11 protein-coding genes are annotated in these 20,085 nt (G+C 43.5%); all 11 read left to right on the forward strand.

All coding sequences use genetic code 11. The annotated features are described in order from the left end of the window. Positions 1-89: 89 nt before the first annotated feature. Positions 90-1,577 (forward strand): response regulator, encoded by a 1,488-nt coding sequence (locus ACN6MW_RS26305; RefSeq protein WP_419872792.1) that lies wholly within the window; start codon positions 90-92, stop codon positions 1,575-1,577. 14 nt (positions 1,578-1,591) lie between these two features. After that, positions 1,592-3,355 (forward strand): cache domain-containing sensor histidine kinase, encoded by a 1,764-nt coding sequence (locus ACN6MW_RS26310; protein ID WP_419872793.1) that lies wholly within the window; start codon positions 1,592-1,594, stop codon positions 3,353-3,355. Positions 3,356-3,447: 92 nt separating this feature from the next. Beyond that, the gene (locus ACN6MW_RS26315) at positions 3,448-4,788 is read left to right on the forward strand and encodes an ABC transporter substrate-binding protein (protein WP_419872794.1); all 1,341 of its coding nucleotides are present in this window, start codon (positions 3,448-3,450) and stop codon (positions 4,786-4,788) included. Between the two features lie 90 nt (positions 4,789-4,878). Further along, positions 4,879-5,745, forward strand: a complete 867-nt coding sequence (locus tag ACN6MW_RS26320) for a carbohydrate ABC transporter permease (RefSeq protein WP_419872795.1) — start codon at positions 4,879-4,881, stop codon at positions 5,743-5,745. Beyond that, on the forward strand, positions 5,742-6,569 hold the full coding sequence (locus ACN6MW_RS26325; RefSeq protein ID WP_419872796.1) for a carbohydrate ABC transporter permease: 828 nt from the start codon (positions 5,742-5,744) through the stop codon (positions 6,567-6,569). Before ACN6MW_RS26320 ends, ACN6MW_RS26325 begins: the two co-directional genes overlap by 4 nt. 57 nt (positions 6,570-6,626) lie before the next feature. Beyond that, positions 6,627-9,518: a family 78 glycoside hydrolase catalytic domain gene (locus ACN6MW_RS26330; protein ID WP_419876455.1), complete on the forward strand. Its 2,892-nt coding sequence runs from the start codon at positions 6,627-6,629 to the stop codon at positions 9,516-9,518. Between the two features lie 336 nt (positions 9,519-9,854). Beyond that, the gene (locus tag ACN6MW_RS26335; RefSeq protein ID WP_419872797.1) at positions 9,855-13,790 is read left to right on the forward strand and encodes a family 78 glycoside hydrolase catalytic domain; all 3,936 of its coding nucleotides are present in this window, start codon (positions 9,855-9,857) and stop codon (positions 13,788-13,790) included. Positions 13,791-13,893: 103 nt separating this feature from the next. Next, complete coding sequence (locus ACN6MW_RS26340; protein WP_419872798.1) at positions 13,894-14,931, forward strand: autoinducer 2 ABC transporter substrate-binding protein; 1,038 nt, start codon at positions 13,894-13,896, stop codon at positions 14,929-14,931. Next, positions 14,921-16,774, forward strand: coding sequence for a cache domain-containing sensor histidine kinase (locus ACN6MW_RS26345; protein ID WP_419872799.1), 1,854 nt, complete (start codon positions 14,921-14,923; stop codon positions 16,772-16,774). The genes ACN6MW_RS26340 and ACN6MW_RS26345 overlap by 11 nt, the downstream gene beginning before the upstream one ends. Continuing rightward, a complete protein-coding gene (locus ACN6MW_RS26350; protein ID WP_419872800.1) occupies positions 16,761-18,404 on the forward strand; it encodes a response regulator transcription factor in 1,644 nt (547 codons plus the stop codon). Before ACN6MW_RS26345 ends, ACN6MW_RS26350 begins: the two co-directional genes overlap by 14 nt. A gap of 166 nt (positions 18,405-18,570) precedes the next feature. Beyond that, the gene (locus ACN6MW_RS26355; protein ID WP_419872801.1) at positions 18,571-20,085 is read left to right on the forward strand and encodes a sugar ABC transporter ATP-binding protein; all 1,515 of its coding nucleotides are present in this window, start codon (positions 18,571-18,573) and stop codon (positions 20,083-20,085) included.

Consider the following 20,085-nt stretch of genomic DNA (forward strand, 5'->3'; position numbering starts at 1 on the left):
GAGAAACATCCTATGTAAGTTACGATGAGTTAAAAACATGGTGGATTATAATAAGTACAATAATCTCAAAATTAGGAGGGAATCATGGCATGCTTAAGGCTGTTGTTTTTGATGATGAGCACATTGTATTGATGGCGTTACGAGCTGTAATTGAATGGGAAAGCTACGGAATCGAGTTGGTTGGAACGGCCGATAATGGAGTTGAAGCGCTTCAGATTTTTCGTGATCTGAGCCCTGATATCGTACTTACGGATATTCGAATGCCTGGCATGGACGGACTTGAATTAATCGAATTAATCTCAATGGAAGCTCCTGATACGATGTTTGTTGTTTTTAGTGGCTTTAATGAGTTTGAATACGTTCGACGAGCTATAGGGCTTGGCGTAGTCGATTACTTGGAAAAGCCGGTGACTGTAGATAAAATTAAGAGCGCAATTGAAAAAACAATTAAGCGTATTGTTCATCAATACGAGGTTAGCGCCTTGAAATCCAAACTGGAAAAGAATCATTTGGATTTACTTGAAAAAGCAACGCTTGATTTGTTATTGATCGGGGAGAATGCACTCGAAAAATGGACTCATTTGTACGGAAATTCTGATTTGGTACAAGGCGTCACCATTCTGGCTTTTAACGATAAAAACGATGAATTTACCGGAAATTTGATGAGCAATATTATTCATGTAACAAACGGTTCTGAACGTCTCACCGTTATGGTTCATCACGAGTTACCGACAGAGCCAATTTGGGAAACGTTGATGGAGTGGTCTAACGAAAATACAGTTTTATTCGGTTCAGGCCGAACTTATGCCTCCATGATTGATGCACCAAAGAGTTATCGAGAGGCACTACGCGCACTTCGCTATGGAAGATTTATGAAAGAAACCGGTTGGATTCGTATTCAAGATATAGAAGGAAATACAGATTTCACTAACAATTTAAACAAACATGAAGAGGCAGTTGTATTATCTCTAAGGACATTGGATAAAGTTTCATTGGACAAGGCTTTGGAGTCGTTCGATGTATGGATGGAGACACAGAAGCTCGATCCAGAGAAAGCTGAACATGAGATTTTAATGATGGTGTATCGCGGACATGAAGTTGTAAAGGACGTTGATCGCGATATTCAGTTGCCTGGGATGATCATCCCACACCAGGAACTGAGCGGTATGCAGACGAGAGAAGAAATGATCGTTTGGTTAAAGGGCAGGCTTGAGTTGATTATGGAATGGTTAAAGGCGAATCGCACTTCCAGTAAAAATATCGCAATAGAAAAGGCAATTGTATATCTGGATAATAATTATGGAGATGATGTTTACCTGCAGGAATTAGCAGAGCATGTCGGTTTAAATCCGACTTATTTCAGCCTCCTTTTTCGCGAACAAATGGGAATAACTTATATTAAATATCTTACAAACCTTCGCATTGAACACGCCAAAATCATGTTGCGAGAAGGTTTGCGTGTTAATGAAGTTAGCGGAAAGGTCGGCTATTTAAACCATAGACATTTCAACGAGATATTCAAGAAACAGGTTGGCATGACACCGGGACAGTATAAGGACAAACATTTCTCCCGTTAAGGATGTAGATAGCGATGATAATGAAAAATATATTAATTCGAATGAGATTCAAACGAGTTCGCACCAGGTTTCTTGCAGCCATAATCCTTTTGTCGCTACCGCTTATTATTTTACTTGGTCTCATATCGATAAATATTACGAACGATGCATTGATTGATGTAAACGAAAAATCTAATAAAGACCAATTAAGGACTTCCAGTGAAGTCGCAGATTTGCTTTTTCGTAATATTAATAATTTACATTGGTCACTTGTAAATAATGAAGATATTCGAGATGAATTAAGGAGTAATAGTCAGGATTCAGATGTGCGGCCGGATATTCAAACGCTTAGAACTACAACACGATTACAACGAATGTTCAGCAGCAGTTATGCGGATACACGCTTTGTGAAGTCCATCTGTGTTATTGATTTGCAGTTTAGAACTTTTTGTTCCGGGCGCTCCGATGATTCAGGTGTTTATGAAAGAGAGGATAAAATTTCGCGGATCAAGGAGTCCCATTGGTACATGAACGCCTATAAAAATAAAGGAAAAATTGAATATTTGCCTTCTGACTTGTTTGGTGAATTAGATGATGCTTTTTCCACCGTAAAGTTATTCCGAGATGCGGATACCAATAGCGGGGAACCTATTGGTATTTTAGTTATTAACGTGTCCAAGTCCATTTTTGGAAAAGTGTTTAATGCCAATGGTTCTGAGTATGGGGCCTATATGGCAATAGATCATTTGGAAGGAACGCCTATAGCCGTCTACAATAGCTCTGTCGATATTCCGCTAGGGAACGGAGGAATGAACGAAGTATTAGGACAACTAGAGAAGCAGGGCTACGTCATAAATTCCTTCTATAATCAGACCTCTAAATGGACTTTAGTTCATTTGGTACAGAAGAAAGAATTGCTTGGAGAAGCGAGAAATATTAGGTGGGTAACAACCTTGATTGCTTCTGCATTCGCATTGTTTGCAATAGCGGTATCCTTTATCATTTCCGGAACGATAACGCGCCCTTTGCTTCAGGTGAAAAAGATGATGTTGGATTGGACGAAGGGTGTAAAGGTGTTTCCAGAGGTTTTTGCCCAAGATGAAGTCGGAGTAATCGGAAATACCTTTAAACGAATTGCTGTTGAATACGATGAATTGAATGAAAAACTGATTCACTCTGAATTGAAGGAAAAGGAAGCAGAGCTCCGCGTATTGCAATCGCAGATTAAACCTCATTTTTTATACAATACGTTAGACTCGATGTACTGGCTGGCTTACCTTGAGAAAAACTACAAAGTAGCGGACATGGCTATTTCGCTATCTGAAAGTTTTAAGCTTAGCCTTAACAAGGGAAAAGAAACGATGCCTATTTACAACGAGTTAAAACACATTCAGCACTACATGAAGATTCAAAACATCCGTTTCAATGACCGCTTTAGCTACATTGAAGACGTCGATGAGGCCCTTTTAGCTATGGAAATGTTGAAATTATTACTGCAGCCTCTTGTGGAAAATTCCATCTATCACGGGCTGGAGAGGAATATCGGGAAAGGCACCATTACATTGACTGGGCGCAAAGAGGGACACTATGTGGTTTTTATAATAGAAGATGACGGAATTGGTATGGAGGATATATCGCAGGTCGAAAATGGCTTTGGCTTAAAAAACGTGAGGGAGCGTCTTCAATTATATTACGGACCGGATAGTTCGATGGAAATATGGAGTCTTAAAGGCGTCGGGACAAGAGTTAGGTTGAAATTTAATCCGATGCCACCTAAAGAAACCGGAACAAATACCTGAACAATGAAGCGCTTACAGCATTTCTTGAACCGAATTACAATAAGAACAGCAGAAGGCTAGAAGCTTTCGAGCAATGTATAGGGGGAAAAGAGATGCACAATAACAGAAAAAAACGATGGGTTAGCTTGCTAAGCACTATTCTTGTAGTAGCAACCGTATCCGCGTGCGGAAACGGAAATTCGAACGAGAACTCCGGCTCCGATGTAGGACAAAGCGCGAATGCTGAAAAGGAAGTAACACTTACTCTTTTGACCGGCAGTACACAAGATCACGTCGATACGGCTAATGCGCTAATTGAGGGTTTTAAAAAAGTGAAACCTAACATAACGATCGATTTAGAGTCGAGCCCTGGAGGCACCGAGGGCGATAATCTCGTAAAAACGCGACTGGCGACAGGCGATATGGCGGATATATTTATTTATAACTCCGGATCGTTGATGAAAGCGCTAAATCCCGAGAAGAATATGCTCGATTTGACGAACGAGACGTTAATGGCTAATGTAATCGACACGTACAAACCAACCGTATCAGTCAATGACAAGGTCTATGGAATTCCTGTTGGATCCACGGTGGCTGGCGGCTGGTTCTACAATAAAAAAGTATATGCGGATCTTGGTCTTGAAGTGCCAAAGACCTGGGCGGAATTAATGGAAAACAACGAAAAAATCTTGGCTGCAGGAATTACTCCAGTAATTGGTTCCTTTAAAGATACGTGGACTTCTCAAATTGTCGTCCTTGCCGACTTCTATAACGTACAAGCACAGGTTCCAACGTTTGCTGACGACTATACTGCCCATAAGGCGACAAACGCTAATACACCTGCAGCATTGCGAAGCTTCGAGAAGCTTCAAGAGCTGAATGACAAAGGCTTTTACAACAAAGACAAATTGGCAACGACTTATGATGCTGGTATGAAAATGTTAGCAGAAGGAAAGGGAGCGCATTATCCGATGCTCTCGCTCGCTACACCGACTATGGCACAAAACTTCCCAGACCTCATTGAAAACATCGGGTTTTTTGCCCAACCAAGTGATGATGCCTCTCAGAATGGTCTGACAGTATGGATGCCAACATCCGCATATATCTACAAGGAGAGCGAACATATCGAGGAAGCTAAACAATTTTTGGCCTATATCGCTTCCGTAGAAGGAACTGAGGCGATCACGGCTATATCGAAACCAGTTGGTCCTTATCTCATTAACGATGCAGTAATCCCTGATGATGTGCCTACTCTGGTGAAGGAAATGCTCCCATACTTTGATTCGGGTAAAACAGCTCCTGCCTTAGAGTTCGTCTCTCCAATTAAAGGACCGAGCCTCGAACAGCTTACTGTTGAAGTAGGAGCGGGCATTAAGAAAGCTCAAGAAGGTGCTGCCGCATATGACAAAGATGTAGAAAAACAGGCAAAACAACTGGGCATAGAAGGTTGGTAAACCATTATAGCGTGATCAATCTTGTATAAGAAGTTCGGCCCTGTGTCAAAAGCAGGGCCGATTCACTTCAAAAGCTTAGGAGAGATACTCATGAACAAAATATTCAGGAGCACATATTCATATTATTTTTTATTGCCTGCAGCCATCCTATATTTTATTATTTTTATTTTGCCTACGATCATGTCCTTCTTCTTTAGTCTTACAAGATGGAACCTTACAGAGTGGGAGTTTATTGGCTTTGAAAATTTCATCACGTTTTTTAATGAGCAGTCGCTTAGTATTGGTTTTAAAAATACATTAATTTATGCGGTTGTCACCTGCAGCATGAAAGTTGTAATCGGTTTATTGCTAGGCGTCCTTTTAACTTCGAATATATGGACCAAGCATTATTTAAGGTCTGTCATATTTTTTCCTACCTTGGTAAGTACAATAGCAGTCGGCATCGTATTCAGTGTCATGATGCACCCCAGTCAGGGAATTATTAATACGGCATTGGCTTTCATAGGTATTGAAGGCCCAGACTGGCTCGGAAACACAAGTATCGCTCTACTTTCAGTCGCGATGGTCGATGTTTGGAAGGGCGTAGGCTTTGCGACAGTTATTTACATTGCGGGTATCCTCTCGATTCCGAATGAGTATTATGAAGCACTTCAGATTGATGGCGGGAATGCATGGCATAAGTTTTGGAATATCATCGTGCCACTAAGCCGTCCTGCTACGAATTCCGTTATAATCCTGGCGTTTATCGGCGGTTTACGTTCTTTCGATCTTGTATGGGCAATGACGAAAGGCGGTCCGGGCTTTACGACCGACTTGATTGCGTCCATTATCTATAAGCAATATCAAGGAGGCTTTTACGGTCTTGCAACTGCAGGAAACGTTATTCTATTCCTCGTTGTGACTGCACTTGTATTCCCACTGTACACATACCTGAATCGAAGGGAGGTAGACCTGTGAGAAAGATTCGTAAGCTCGGATTTGAGATTGTCGCAGTCTTATTTTCAATCGTTGCATTATGGATTCCGTTCTACTTTATCATCGTAAATAGCGGCAAAGATGCAAAAGAAGCTTCCTTGTTGAATTTAACTTGGCCCTCCACAACGTACTTTTGGGAAAACATGAAGGCAGTAATTGAAGCGAGAGACTATATGTTAATTCGCGCATTTTTTAATAGTACCGTGCTGACGCTAGTCTCGATCGTTATACTCATTGTTTTATCCGCCATGGCTGCCTACGTATTGCAACGTCGTAAAGATCGAATGACGCCGTTCATGAACTTTCTGATTTTGGCAGGTCTAATCATCCCGCCGGCGATAGTGCCTACGATCTGGGTTATGGATGGCATTGGTTTATTTAAAACGATGTTAGGTCTTATTCTAATCGAAGTAGCCTTAAGTTTTCCGTTTGCTGTTCTACTGTATAAAGGGTTTATGTCTACTATTCCTCGTGAGGTTGACGAGGCGGCTGTCATAGACGGCAGCAATGGAATGCGTTTGTTTTTCTCTATTATTCTCCCGTTATTGCAACCGGTTACGGCAACCGTAGTCGTCGTGTCTGCCGTTAATATTTTCAATGACTTTACAAATCCTTTATATTTTCTGCCAGGATCGAAAAATGTAACTGTTCAGCTTACGCTGTATAATTTCCAAAGCCAATTTAATACACAATATAATTTATTATTCATGAATATTTTGCTGATTACGATTCCGCCGCTCGTCTTATTCTTGCTGTTTAATAAACGCATCGTTGCCGGAATGACAGCTGGTTCGGTAAAAGGCTAAGTTTGCATGTAGAAAGCGAAATAAAAGCCAAAACGTTTCAAAGGAGAATATGAGATGATGTCCAGTTTAACGATACAATCCTTAAAATGTGAGTATCAAAGTCGGTTATTAGGCAGTGATGTTGCAACTCCTAGATTCAGTTGGATGCTCGAAACCGGTAATCGACGAGGCGTTTTACAAGCCGCATATCAATTGCAGCTGAAGAAACAAGAGGATGATTATTCAGATCCGGTATGGGATACAGGCCGTGTTGAATCCGACCAGTCCCTCCATTGTGTGTATGAGGGACCAGCTCTCGAGTCTCGTCAATCGTATCGAATCCGGGTAAAGGCATGGGATAATACAGGCAATGAATCTCCTTGGAGCGACGAAGGGGAGATCGAACTTGGTCTGCAGATTTCGGATTGGCAAGCAAACTGGATTACACCGGAAGCAACAGCCATTCCAGCTGATACGGAAGCCGCGTTTTTACTTCGTAAAGGGTTTAACCTCCATTCCGATATCGTCTATGGACGGGTATATGTAACGGCTGCAGGTATCTACGAACTTTATTTGAACGGGAACAAGGTTTCTGAGGATTTATTCACACCGGGCTGGACAAGTTACCATCATCGAATTCAGGTTCAGACATACGATGTCACAGACGAACTCAGGGCTGGTGGCAACGGAATTGGCGTCATGATTGCCGATGGCTGGTACCGGGGCGATTTGGGATTCGATGGTCGTAACTATAGATATGGGGATCAGCGCGCGGCACTGGTTCAGCTGCATGTTCGGTATTCAGATGGAACGGAAGAGGTCATTGCTTCGGACACAACCTGGAAGTCTGTGACTGGACCTGTGTTATATTCAAATATCTATCACGGAGAAACATACGATGCGCGATTGAAACGAATCGGTTGGTCAGAACCGCTGTTTGACGATGCGTCATGGGCAGCCGTTCAAACCGTCGATCTTGGATATCAACAATTGGTTGCCCAAGAAAATTGGCGGAACGCGGTAACGGAGGTTCTCGCTCCTGTGGCAACCTTTATTACGCCGGCAGGCGATCATGTCCTAGATTTTGGACAAAATATGGTTGGCAGAGTAAGATTTCGTGTGAATGCACCAACGGGAACAACCATTACCTTGCAACATTCTGAAGTGCTCGATGCGGACGGAAATATTTATTTTGGTAATCTGCGTTCCGCGAAACAAGCGGTGACCTATATCTCGTGTGGCGATACTACCGAAGAGTATGCACCTCATTTTACGTTCATGGGCTTTCGTTATGTGAAGGTAACTGGCTATCCGCTGCAGGACAATCAATTGCCCCTCGAGGCCTTTAAAGGCGAAGTCATACATTCAGACATGAAGGAGTCTGGTTATTTCGAGTGCTCGGATGAACGAGTCAATCGATTGCAACAAAATATAAAATGGGGGCAACGTGGCAACTTTCTGGATTTACCTACGGATTGTCCGCAACGGGATGAACGACTGGGCTGGACAGGAGACGCTCAAGTGTTCATCAGTACGGCGCTATTTAATTACCAGGGAGCACCTTTCTTTACGAAATGGTTGCGCGATCTTAAAGCTGAACAACACGAAGACGGAGGTGTCCCTTATGTCATTCCGGATATAGTAGGCGGATCGAGTTCCGCAGCCTGGGGAGATGCGGCTGTTATTTGTCCATGGACCCTTTATCAATACTATGGCGATGTGAGGTTGCTTGAGGAACAATTTGAGAGCATGAAAAAATGGGTGGAATACATCCGTGCCCAAGGCGAGAACGAGTATATGTGGAATACGGGATTCCACTTTGGAGATTGGTTAGGACTGGATGCAAAAGAGAACAGTTATATCGGTTCAACGCCAACTACTCTCATAGCAACCGCCTATTTTGCCTATTCGACGCGGATTGTACGCGATGCGGCACAGGTGCTTGAACGTTTTGATGATGCGGATCGATACGGGAGACTTTACGAACAAGTTCGTGAAGCATTTCAGGACGAATTCGTAACGAAAATGGGCCGCATTGCTTCGCCGACTCAAACGGCTCATGTTCTTGCTCTAGTATTCGATTTGGTCGATGATCATGTGAAGAAACGTGTCGCAGCGGATCTCAATAACATGATTGTCGAAAATGATTACCATCTTTCCACAGGTTTCGTAGGGACTCCGTATCTTTGCTTTGCATTATCAAACAACGGATTTCATACGACAGCCATTCGCCTCTTACTGCAAGAAAGTTATCCAGGATGGCTGTATTCTGTATCTAAAGGAGCAACAACAATTTGGGAACATTGGGATAGCGTGAAGCCGGATGGTTCATTCTGGAGCGACGATATGAACTCGTTTAACCACTATGCTTATGGAGCCATTGGTGATTGGATGTATAAAAATGTGGCTGGCCTTAATATGTCACCATCCGTTCCGGGATTTAAACGGGCTCGTATTGCTCCGCAATTTGGTTCGACAAAATTATCTTCTGCTAAGGCTACGCATCTTTCTATGTACGGAATTGTCGAATCCAGTTGGCGCTTAATCGGAAACCGTATTGAAGTGGAGGCGCTCATACCTGCAAATACAAGTGCAGAAATCGTTCTTGTGGGGGCTAAGAGTGCTGATACTACCGAAAATGGGAGATCGTTAGATCAGGTTGAAGGAATTGTGTCCATTACCGAAAACGATGATAATGTCTTAATTATTGTCGGTTCTGGTGCATACCGCTTTCAATATTCAGCTCATGGACTATTCCGTGAAGCTTATGACGCAAATACCAAATTGGTCGAGATTCTTATGGACGAGAAGGCGACGACCATTATTCGAGAATATGCTCCAAATCTGCTTGAAGGAGCATTGGTCAATATCGCTAAACCACTGTCTCTTGAAGAAATCAGCAAGAATACGATGATGCGAGTTTCCATTCAGAAGCTTGAAAAAATTGTCGAAGAGTTAGCCGCACTCTAACAGACGAGCTTAGAAAACAAAACAATATAAATAAGAGAACGGATTGCTCCCCTCTTGGTAGACAGTGAAAAAATAGTCCGTGACCTCATGGATAAAAACTGCGACCAAGAGGTTTTTTTTATATGTTAGAACTTAAAAAGTGAAGAATGCCCCCCAATGAAGAACATTGCCCCCTGTGATGAATGACCAAGATAAAGTAACTTCAAAACATACAGCATGCATGCTCACCCAGAGAATATGAGGATGGGAAGGAGGGTATCCGGAGACGAACCGGATTGTATTGTTTTAGAAGCTGTAGAGTTGTTTCAATTACTTATTTTGTCTAGGGAGGTTAATATGGTATATCGGAGTAGTAAGCCATCATTGCGGTTTATGAGCATTTTTTTGGTTTTGACGATGTTTCTTTCTAGCATAACGATTTATAAAGGCGCTTCCCAAGCGTCTGCGTCGGAGGGTTCCTCAGTCGGAGTTGGCACTCAAATCAAAGATTTAAAGGTGGAGTATCGGACGAATCCAATTGGGGTGGATACGATTCCACGTTTCAGTTGGATTATGACTTCGGATGTTCGTGGTCAGAAGCAAACGGCTTATCAACTGTTAGTAGCGACAAGTCCCGACAAGCTGACACCGGAATCCGCCGATGTATGGAACAGCGGCAAGGTAGCGTCTGATAAATCGGTTGCGGTAGAGTATGCTGGAAACGCTTTCGCTGCTACCACTCTGTACTATTGGACCGTCAAAGTATGGGATAAGAATGGAACGGAAGTGGCGACACCAGAAGCCAACTATTTCGAGACTGGAGTCTTGAGCACGGACGGCGTAGGGGGTTGGAGCGGAGCCAAGTGGATCTCGATTGATACTACACAAAGAAGTGGGGCGCCGTTTTTAAGAAAAGAAACTTCGCTTGACGGTGAAGTGGCAAGTGCACGTCTTTATATCACCGCGTTAGGTGTATTTGATGCTTATATTAACGGTGATCGTGTAGGCATTGTCGGTGATTCAGACACTTCTTATGAACTGTTGGCACCTGGCTGGACGGAATATAACAAAGAAATTAATTACATGAGCTATGACGTGACTAGCTATGTTCAAGGCGAAAATAGCGTAACGCTGGCTGCTCTACTTGGAAATGGTTGGTATAACAGCCGAATTGCGCAAGGAGCGCCGTATTATAGCTCGCAGGGACAAGATCTGGCATTGCTGGCTAAAATGCTGATTACTTATGAAGACGGTTCAACTGAGGTCATCGTCACGGATACAAATGCTGGCTGGAAAGGCACAGTGAATACGCCTTACACGTTAAATGATATTTATGACGGTGAGAATTACGATGCCACAAAGGAGATCGTTGGTTGGAACGACAACGGCTTTAATGACGCAGAGTGGTTGGGCGTAAAAGAAAATAATTTTAAGACGACGAGATACTCCAATGCGAAAGTTACTTCCTATAATGGCAGGACAGCGCAAATAATCGACAGTTTGGATCAAACTCCAATTGCAGTAACAACGTCGGTATATGGAGCAATCAATACAGAGTCAAGCCGTAACGGTAAAGGAGAGATCAATGTTGATCTATCCAGAACCGTCACCGATGCCGCAGCTGCTAAAGAATATGACGCTACTCTGTCGACCGGCGATACGGTCATTTATGATCTTGCCCAGAACATGGTGGGCGTTCCTAACATCACTGTAAAAGGAGAAGCTGGCACTCAAATCAGGTTGCGTTTCTCCGAGATGCTAAATGATGATAGCAATGGTGCTGATGGGCCAAAAGGTTCGTTGTACTTAGCGAACCTACGCGGCGCACAAGCTACCGCGCGATACACACTGAAAGGTAGCGAAGAAGGAGAAAATTACCAGAGTTCATTATCGTTCTTCGGTTTCAGATATGTTGAAGTAACGGTAGTCACGCAGAACAAATCAGTTCAAGTCCTCGATGTGACGGGAAAGGTCGCAACATCTGCCATTGATGTGACAGGAACGGTGGAAACCTCCGATCAAAACGTCAATCAACTCATTAGCAACATCCAGTGGGGACAACGGGGTAATTATTTGTGGATTCCAACGGATTGTCCACAACGGAACGAACGTGCAGGTTGGATGGGCGATATACAGTTGTTTGCTAAAACGGGATTTTACAATGTCGATACCGCCAACTTCCTGGAGAACTTTACGTACAGTATGATGAACGCACAGCGTGATAATGGGGCATTCCCAGTCACCGTTCCGATTACTAGGTACGCGGGTTCGCAGGCACCGCATTCTGGCTGGTCGGATGCTGGCGTAATTGTCCCATGGACGCACTGGCAATTTACCGGAGATACCAGGGTTATCGAAAAAGCCTACCCGAGTCTAGTGAAATATATGGATCGGTTATTTGAACTAACGGGTACCAATTACCGTGGTCCTGGTGGACAATATGGAGATTGGTTGTCGTTCCAAAGACGGAACGTTAATGGTATTTCGGGAGCGAACCACCTGTTAGTCAGCGATGCCTACTATGCTTACGATGCGCAGATTATGGCACAAATCGCTGGAGCATTGGGTAAAACCGAAGACGTCGCCAAATATGAAGCATTATTCGAAAATATTAAACAAGCATTCATCAATAACCATATTCGTTTGGATGATGAAGGAAAGTTAACATTGCTTCACGGAGGTAATGGAAATGATCCGGGAGAAAATAATGCACAGACATCTTTGCTGTGGGCATTGAAACTCGGTATGTATGCAAACGAGGATCAAAAGCAACAAATGATTGAGTTGCTAGTCAGCAATATCCGTAACGACGATGCGTTCAAAGCTGCTAATCCGACAAGTGCACGTGTGAACTACGCAGAAAATACGTTATCTGTCGGGTTCCTCGGCGTAAACGTTTTAGCACCTGTACTTACGGAGGCCGGCCATTCTGATCTGGCTTACACGCTGCTATTGCAAGACGAAATGCCGTCGTGGTTATATTCGGTTAAAAACGGCGCTACAACGATCTGGGAACGTTGGAACTCTTATTCGGTCGAAGACGGATTTGGACCTGCCAGCATGAACTCGTTTAATCACTTCTCTTATGGGGCAATTGGCGAGTGGATGTACAACAATATGCTAGGCATTTCGAATGATTTGAACAATCCAGGCTTCAAGCATACGATTCTACAGCCTTCTTTTGACGGCCTAAATCGGATTACTTGGGCGAAAGGCTCGTATGATTCGGTGTATGGTACGATCAGCAGCGGTTGGAACGTCGATGGTAATTCATTGACCTATGAAGCGACTGTTCCTGCCAATACGACGGCCACACTTTATCTGCCCGCTGCATCGGCCAATTTCGTAACCGAAGGCGGCCTACCAGCGGCGCAAGCCGAGGGCATTCAATTCGTTGGCTACGAAAATGGCAAAGCTGTGTATGAACTGGAATCAGGTTCTTATCACTTCGTTTCCTCAATTGCACTTGAGGATGGAGTCGTATGGACAGGACCGGCAGCCGTTAGCAGCAATCAACAATTCGAGTTAACGTATGGTCTGGTCACAGATGTGGAAAATATAACGGCTCAAGACATTACGATCACGTACGATGCGGAAAAGCTGGAGTTGTTGGCGCCACCAACCTCAGCAGATGAAACCGTGTTTGCGATCGCTGGCTACGAACATGAGCCGGGAACCATTCGAATCGTTGGTGCTCATCTGAACGGTGGTCTTGAACGGACAGATGCAGGATTAGTGAAATTGAACTTTAAAGCCAAAAATGCGGTGAGCGGGATTGCAGCCGTAAGCGTAACCAATCTAATTGCAGCCGATAGCCAAGGTAATGAAATCGAGATTACGGGGCGTACGCATAACGTGGTTATCAATGTTATAGGACGCGCGGCATTGCTCGAATTGATTGGCAATGTTCAATCTTTCCATGATGCAGCCGTAGAGGGTAAATTAATGGGACAATACCCTGCTGGCTTTAAAGCCGTACTTCAAATGGCTATCAACAATGCCAAAGCAGTTGTAGAGGACGCGCAGTCTACGCAGACACAGCTTGAACAAGCGGCTACCGTGCTTCAAGCGGCATGGGATTCGTTTAAAGCGTTGGTGATTGTCTCCATTCCTGGCGATATGAATACGGACGATAAAGTAAGCATTGGCGATTTGGGTATTATGGCTAAGGCATATGGTAAATCGTCTTCAGACGCGGATTGGAATCAAGTGAAGCAACTGGATCTGAATAAAGATAATAAGATCGACATTTCTGATCTGGTGTCGCTGGCGTTGTTAATCTTAAACTGGTAATTCAAACAATATCAACAAGGTGAGAGTGCAAGGCTCTCACCTTGTTTGCTTCACTTGAAAAGAGCATTAGTTAATTGATTCGAAAGGAAAGCAGGGATGAAAGTTGCGATATTTACGTGCGATGTTGATTTCCGTGCTGTTTTTTATGAGCGCTTGCCAAACCCAATCCCTATCTGGCGATTACCGAGTCATTCATTCACTAGAGGCGGGGGTAATAGGCGGGGACGTGCAAGAACAACGCAAGTATACGATTGGCGTTGTTCCCAAAGTAATGGAGATATTGTATTTCAACGTTGCTCAGGACGGAGCTTTGGAAGCAGCGCGCGACTTGAATGTCAAAGTGATTTATGAAGGGCCCCCAATTACCGATGTCACCAAACAGATCCAAGTTATTCGATCGCTCATGGATCGAGGAGTGGATGCTTTGGCGATTTCCGCGAATGACCCTGAAAAGCTGCTGCCTGTTCTAAAGGAAGCGAAGCAAAGAGGGATAAAAGTAATCACTTGGGATGCAGACACAGAACCTGAAGGTCGTCATTTTTTTGTCAATATGGTTGATCCTGAAACGCTTGGCCGGCATCTTCAGGATACGCTGGCATGGCATATGGGGGAACAAGGAGACTACGCTATTATGACGAGCACCTTATCGGCCTCCAATCAGAATGAATGGTTGAAATGGATGAACAAGCAAAGGGAGGAGTATTATCCGGCTATGAATTTGGTTGATATCGTGGAGACGGATGATGATCCGCATAAAGCATATGAAGCAGCCAAGCAACTGCTGATCGACTATCCTAATTTGAGGGGCATTATCGGAAATGCCTCCGTGGCACCTCCGGCAGCCGCGCAAGCGGTGAAGGAAGCCGGACAATCCAGACAAATTAAAATCGTCGGACTCTCTACTCCGCATCTCATGCATGATTTTTTAATAGATGGATCGGCGCAAATGGCTACGCTCTGGAGTCCAAAAAAACTAGGTTATCTAACTGTCGTATTAGCTTATCAACTACTAGAAGGAGAATTCCCTCATGACGGACAGGATATTGTCAATGTTGGGAATATTCGAGTAAAAGGAGATGTGGTCATCATGGGGGAGCCACTCGATTTTACGGCGGAGAACGTGGGACAATATGATTTTTAAATGGTGGAAGGCAATCTATGCATGGAATTCTAGACTGAGCTCTAAGCTTATCATCGTCTATTGTTTACTGACGGTTATTCCGATCTCGCTTCTTGGAGCTATCTCGTATATTCAGTATACCAAATCGATCGAAGAGCAAATTGGGGAGTACATGCCCCGTTTCTTGAACCAAGCCAATGCTACGATTGCCAAACATATGGAGGAATTTTCTGAAGTTCCCTCTTTGTTATTCAATTCTGATACGATTATATCTATCTTACGTCATGATGCGTACCAAAGCAGTTCAAACTACAATCAGGAACAATTTACGGTAAACAGCTATTTGGCTCGCACGTACTTGGAAAATGGGAATCCGGATGTTCTTGGTGTATTTCTGATCTCCAAAAATCGACTATTTTATAGTACGCGTATAGGGTTTAAAGGTCTTAATGGCAATGATGCCCTTATTCCTTACGGTAATGATCTTGAATTGAGAGGCAATGCCAAAGTTCTGCTGCCAAACGAGCTATCACTGACTTTTGATAACGGGCATCCATACCTGCTTATTATGAAGCAGGTGCAAGATGTAGACAATCGTAAAAGCTTGGGAACAATGCTGGTAGCCGTTCAACTCGACTTTATCGACAAGATCCTAAGGCAATTTGAAAATAACGAGAAAGCGGATCTATGGCTTATGAATCGCATGGGTGAGATTATATATCACACGGATAATGAAAAAATAGGTGAAATAGACTCAGAATTGCCTAAATATCCACTTTTAAATGGCAGCTTCCGTAAAGGGAGTGGGAGGGAGGGTGTCATTACCAGCATAAGCGAATCAGGCATATATGACTGGATACTGGTTCATAGCATTCCAATGAAATACTTGACCGAAAGAACCGATTGGATCAGAAATGTAACTATTTTTATGTTTTTTTGTATTGTGCTGATTACCTCAGCACTATCCATTTCTTTATCTTTGAAGCTTACACGGCCGCTTGTTAAGCTTTCTCGATTAATGAGACAGGTAGAACTGGGACGATTTCAGGTTGATCTGAATATTCAAACCAAAGATGAGATTGGTATGCTCGCGCGAAGCTTTAATTCCATGATCTCCACAATAAGGGATTTGATCGAAAAAAACTTTGAAATCAGATTGAGACAGAAGGAATCAGAGTTGTATGCTTTGCAATCGCAAATCAATCCTCATTTCATGTATAACACCTTAGAAACGATTAATATGGCCGTAGAAGAAGGCAAATCTAAAACGGTGGTCGAAATGGTCACGCTGCTTGGAAGAATGCTGCGCTTTTCTGTAAGCAATAGTTCCAAATTCGTACATATTTCAGAAGAAGTACAGCATATGAATGATTTTCTGACCATACAGAAAATTCGGTTTAAAGATAGGCTTTTCGTTGAAACGACTCAAAAGACAGAGATGGATTCTTACTACACTCCGAAGTTTATTCTGCAGCCTATCGTAGAAAATGCTGTAAAGTACGGGCTGGAAACGAGGAAAAGATTAAGCATACATGTTGTCATCGGTCGAGAACTTGGTGCGCGCTCGGGAGAAGAAGATATGGTCTTTAGAATTCGTGATGACGGCCCAGGAATCTCTCACGAGAGATTAGAGGAACTGGAGAGATCTCTCCGTTCGAATACGCTCGTAGCCAAAGACTCCGAGTTCGGTCTGAGCAATGTCAACGCTAGGATTGTTATGATGCTAGGGAACGACTATGGCTTGCAACTACATAGCGCACAAGGCCAAGGTACTGAAATTATCATTCGCATTCCCATCCTTTCAGAAGTTGATTTGCCGGTCATGATCAATGAAAAGGGGGCAGATGAAAATGGAGAGATATAGAACGCTAATTGTCGATGATGAGGAAATGATTCGAAATGGTATAGCGAGACTTGTTGCTTCCTGCGGAGAGGAATGGGATATTGTAGCAACGTTGTCTGACGGCCAAGAAGCATTAGATTTCATTTGTGGATGTAATGGAGTGATTGACTTGCTCATTACCGATGTGAAAATGCCCGTGATGGACGGATTGACTTTAATCAATGAAATTAATCGAGACTATAACTTTTATTGTCTGATTATCAGTGGATATAAAGATTTTCAATATGTTAAAACGGCTATGCGTGAAGGTGCCGTCGATTATTTACTGAAGCCGATCGACCGGGATCAGTTAAGAGAACGAATACTAGAGATCAAAGGGAAAATCGAAGAAGAACGCAATCGAAATAATCGATGGAGAGAAATGGAGCAGCAGTCGGAAAGGTTGAAATTGACGGAGCAAATTCAATTGCTAAGCTATGTTACGTCTGCTGGACTAGATATCACGCGTCTTGGATACTGGGTGGAAGAGTTTCCTAAGGGAAGTTATGCTCTTATTAATTTTAGTTTAGATGCTCTGCCTGTGAAGACCAGGGATTATAAGGCTAAGGACTGGGCTGCTTTTGATTATGTTGTGGAAAATATAATAAAAGAATTAATGCATGTAACCGCCATGGAGTATTCAGGAAAAAGTTGGTGTTGGAGAGGCGAGAATACAGATTATTGGGCCATGCTTCAATTGCCTCTTTCAGAGGATCGGGGTACGTTCTCCCAAATCGTGAAGCACGCTGCCGGTGACATTCAAGCAGCCATTAGGGAATATACGCCATTTACGATTTCGGTAAGCGCAAGCGATACGATTTCTGATTTATACATGCTTCCAGATTCCATTCGACAGGCCAGAACGTTAATGAACTATAGACTTATCAATGGGGGAAATCAATTTCATTCTACTTGTATAGAACGTGATGTAATGCTTACTGCAGTTCCTGTTACTGACAAGAAATTGTTACAACTTGGCTACCAAATAAGCCAAGCTATTGAACAAGCTTCGGAGGATAGCGCGGTCAAGTCCATGAGGGAGCTCTTTCATAAGCTTGAGGGGCAAGTGGATCCTGCCGCTATACAACGCAGCATTCAGAATATTTATTTGAGCGTGCTAATGGCGGGCAACGAGAAAGAAATAGAAGAGGGGGTGCTAGAAGAGGGACTGCGCTTAATCAAACGTGCCCCTAATCTGCAGGACATCAAGCTGATTATCGAGCAGGCCGTCAAGAAACGGATTCAACAAGTTAAAACGCTTCGAATGCTTGAAAATCCGGGACCGCTAGAGCAAGCTAAAGTATTAATATCTGATAACTTACACGAAGAGTTGACCGTGAAGCGCATTGCAGATCATGTACATATGAATCCTACTTACTTTTGCCGATATTTTAAAACGCAAACTGGCGAAACGATCCTTGACTACGTCACTCGTATGCGAATAGATAAAGCAAAAGCTTTGTTAGCCGATCCTTCTTTAAAACTACATGAGATCAGCGTGTTAGTTGGGTATCAGGACGTCAAATATTTCAGTGGTTTATTTAAACAATCGATTGGTGAAACGCCATCACAGTATCGTAAACATGTATATGCAAAGATTGAGTCATGCTGACGGGACACCGTTGGCTTTTTTTTTGAAGAAAGCAAAGAATGTCCCCCTAATGTAATAACAGTCTACTTATCGGTTCATTGAATTAGCAGTACATTAAAGGTGTTAATAGAATCACTAAGAAAACAGATGGAGAGGCATGATTTAGAGAGAGGAGTGGAAGTGCTGCATGAGCGAGTATATTTTGGAGCTCAACGGGATTACTAAAGTGTTTCCCGGTGTTCGAGCGCTAGACAACGTGTACTTTAAATTAAAACCTGGAGAAATACATGCGCTTATGGGAGAAAACGGAGCCGGAAAATCGACGTTCATCAAAGTAATTACCGGTGTCCATGCGGCAGATGAAGGTGAAATGCTGCTGGATGGGAAAGTCGTTAGCTTCAAAGATCCCAATGAAGCAAAGCAAGAAGGTATTGCGGCCATTTACCAGCATGTTACATGTTATCCGGATCTGAGCGTGACTGAAAATATATTTATGGGTCATGAAAAAATAGCTTCCGGCAGTAAGAGGCTCATGTGGAATGACATGCACCGTGAAGCGGAGCGATTGCTCCGGGAACTCGGGGCGAATTTCAGCCCTAAAACGCAAATGGGCGCGCTAAGCGTAGCGGAACAACAAATTGTCGAGATTGCAAAAGCGCTATCCGTCAACGCCAAAATCATCATCATGGATGAGCCTACAGCTGCTTTGACAACCAGGGAAAGCGAAGAGCTGTATCGGATCGCAGAGCAATTAAGAGACGGCGGTGCCGCTATTATTTTCATCTCACATCGCTTTGAGGATATGTATCGTTTAGCCAGCAAGGTCACGGTCTTCCGCGATTCCAAGTATATCGGTACCTGGAGAGTGAATGAGATCTCAAATAGCGAGTTGATTGTAGCCATGGTAGGGAGAGAAATTACTCAGATTTTCCCTAAGAAAGCCGCTCAAATTGGGGAAGAAATTTTGCGAGTCGAAGGTTTGGGAAGAACGGGATACTTTGCTGATATTTCGTTCTCATTACGTCGCGGAGAAGTTATCGGTCTAACGGGCTTAGTCGGTTCGGGTAGGACAGAAGTATGCGATACGTTGTTCGGCATCCATCCTTATGACAGGGGTAAGGTGTTTCTAAAAGGGCAAGAAATCAAAATCAAAAGTCCGTCCAACGCTATGCGTATAGGTATCGGTTACTTGCCCGAGGATCGGCAGAAGCAAGGCTTGATTTTAGAGTGGGGAATCGGAGATAACATTACGCTTCCATCCCTGAAGCAAATGTCTCAAAAAGGATTTACAAACAAAAGCAGAGAGTCGGTCGTAGCCAAAAAATTGGGTGAGAAGGTTGGCGTAAAAGCGAAAACCATATTTGATCTTGCAAGCTCGTTATCTGGAGGAAACCAGCAAAAAGTGGTCTTCGCTAAACTGTTGACAGCCGATCTGGACGTCATCATTTTGGATGAACCGACGAAAGGCGTGGATGTTGGAGCAAAGTTCGCCATTTATGAGATTATCAACGAACTGGCTGCGCAAGGCTATGGGATCATCCTCGTTTCTTCCGAAATGCCGGAGATCATCGGCATGTGCGATAGGGTCGAAGTCATGCGCGAGGGGCGGATTACGGCAAGACTCCCTCGCACAACTGTGACGCAAGAAGCGATTCTCGCAGCCGCTATGGATGAACCGGCAGCCAATACGGCACAACGTTAG

This window comes from Pristimantibacillus sp. PTI5 (genome assembly GCF_048572955.1).
Taxonomy (GTDB): Bacteria; Bacillota; Bacilli; order Paenibacillales; family Paenibacillaceae; genus Pristimantibacillus.

What these genes read in the sequence shown, in the direction of transcription:
- ACN6MW_RS26305 (WP_419872792.1), top strand. Translation starts at nt 90, where the DNA reads ATGCTTAAGGCTGTTGTTTTTGATGATGAGCACATTGTATTGATGGCG.
- ACN6MW_RS26310 (WP_419872793.1), top strand. Translation starts at nt 1,592, where the DNA reads ATGATAATGAAAAATATATTAATTCGAATGAGATTCAAACGAGTTCGC.
- ACN6MW_RS26315 (WP_419872794.1), top strand. Translation starts at nt 3,448, where the DNA reads ATGCACAATAACAGAAAAAAACGATGGGTTAGCTTGCTAAGCACTATT.
- ACN6MW_RS26320 (WP_419872795.1), top strand. Translation starts at nt 4,879, where the DNA reads ATGAACAAAATATTCAGGAGCACATATTCATATTATTTTTTATTGCCT.
- ACN6MW_RS26330 (WP_419876455.1), top strand. Translation starts at nt 6,627, where the DNA reads ATGTCCAGTTTAACGATACAATCCTTAAAATGTGAGTATCAAAGTCGG.
- ACN6MW_RS26335 (WP_419872797.1), top strand. Translation starts at nt 9,855, where the DNA reads ATGGTATATCGGAGTAGTAAGCCATCATTGCGGTTTATGAGCATTTTT.
- ACN6MW_RS26345 (WP_419872799.1), top strand. Translation starts at nt 14,921, where the DNA reads ATGATTTTTAAATGGTGGAAGGCAATCTATGCATGGAATTCTAGACTG.
- ACN6MW_RS26350 (WP_419872800.1), top strand. Translation starts at nt 16,761, where the DNA reads ATGGAGAGATATAGAACGCTAATTGTCGATGATGAGGAAATGATTCGA.
- ACN6MW_RS26355 (WP_419872801.1), top strand. Translation starts at nt 18,571, where the DNA reads ATGAGCGAGTATATTTTGGAGCTCAACGGGATTACTAAAGTGTTTCCC.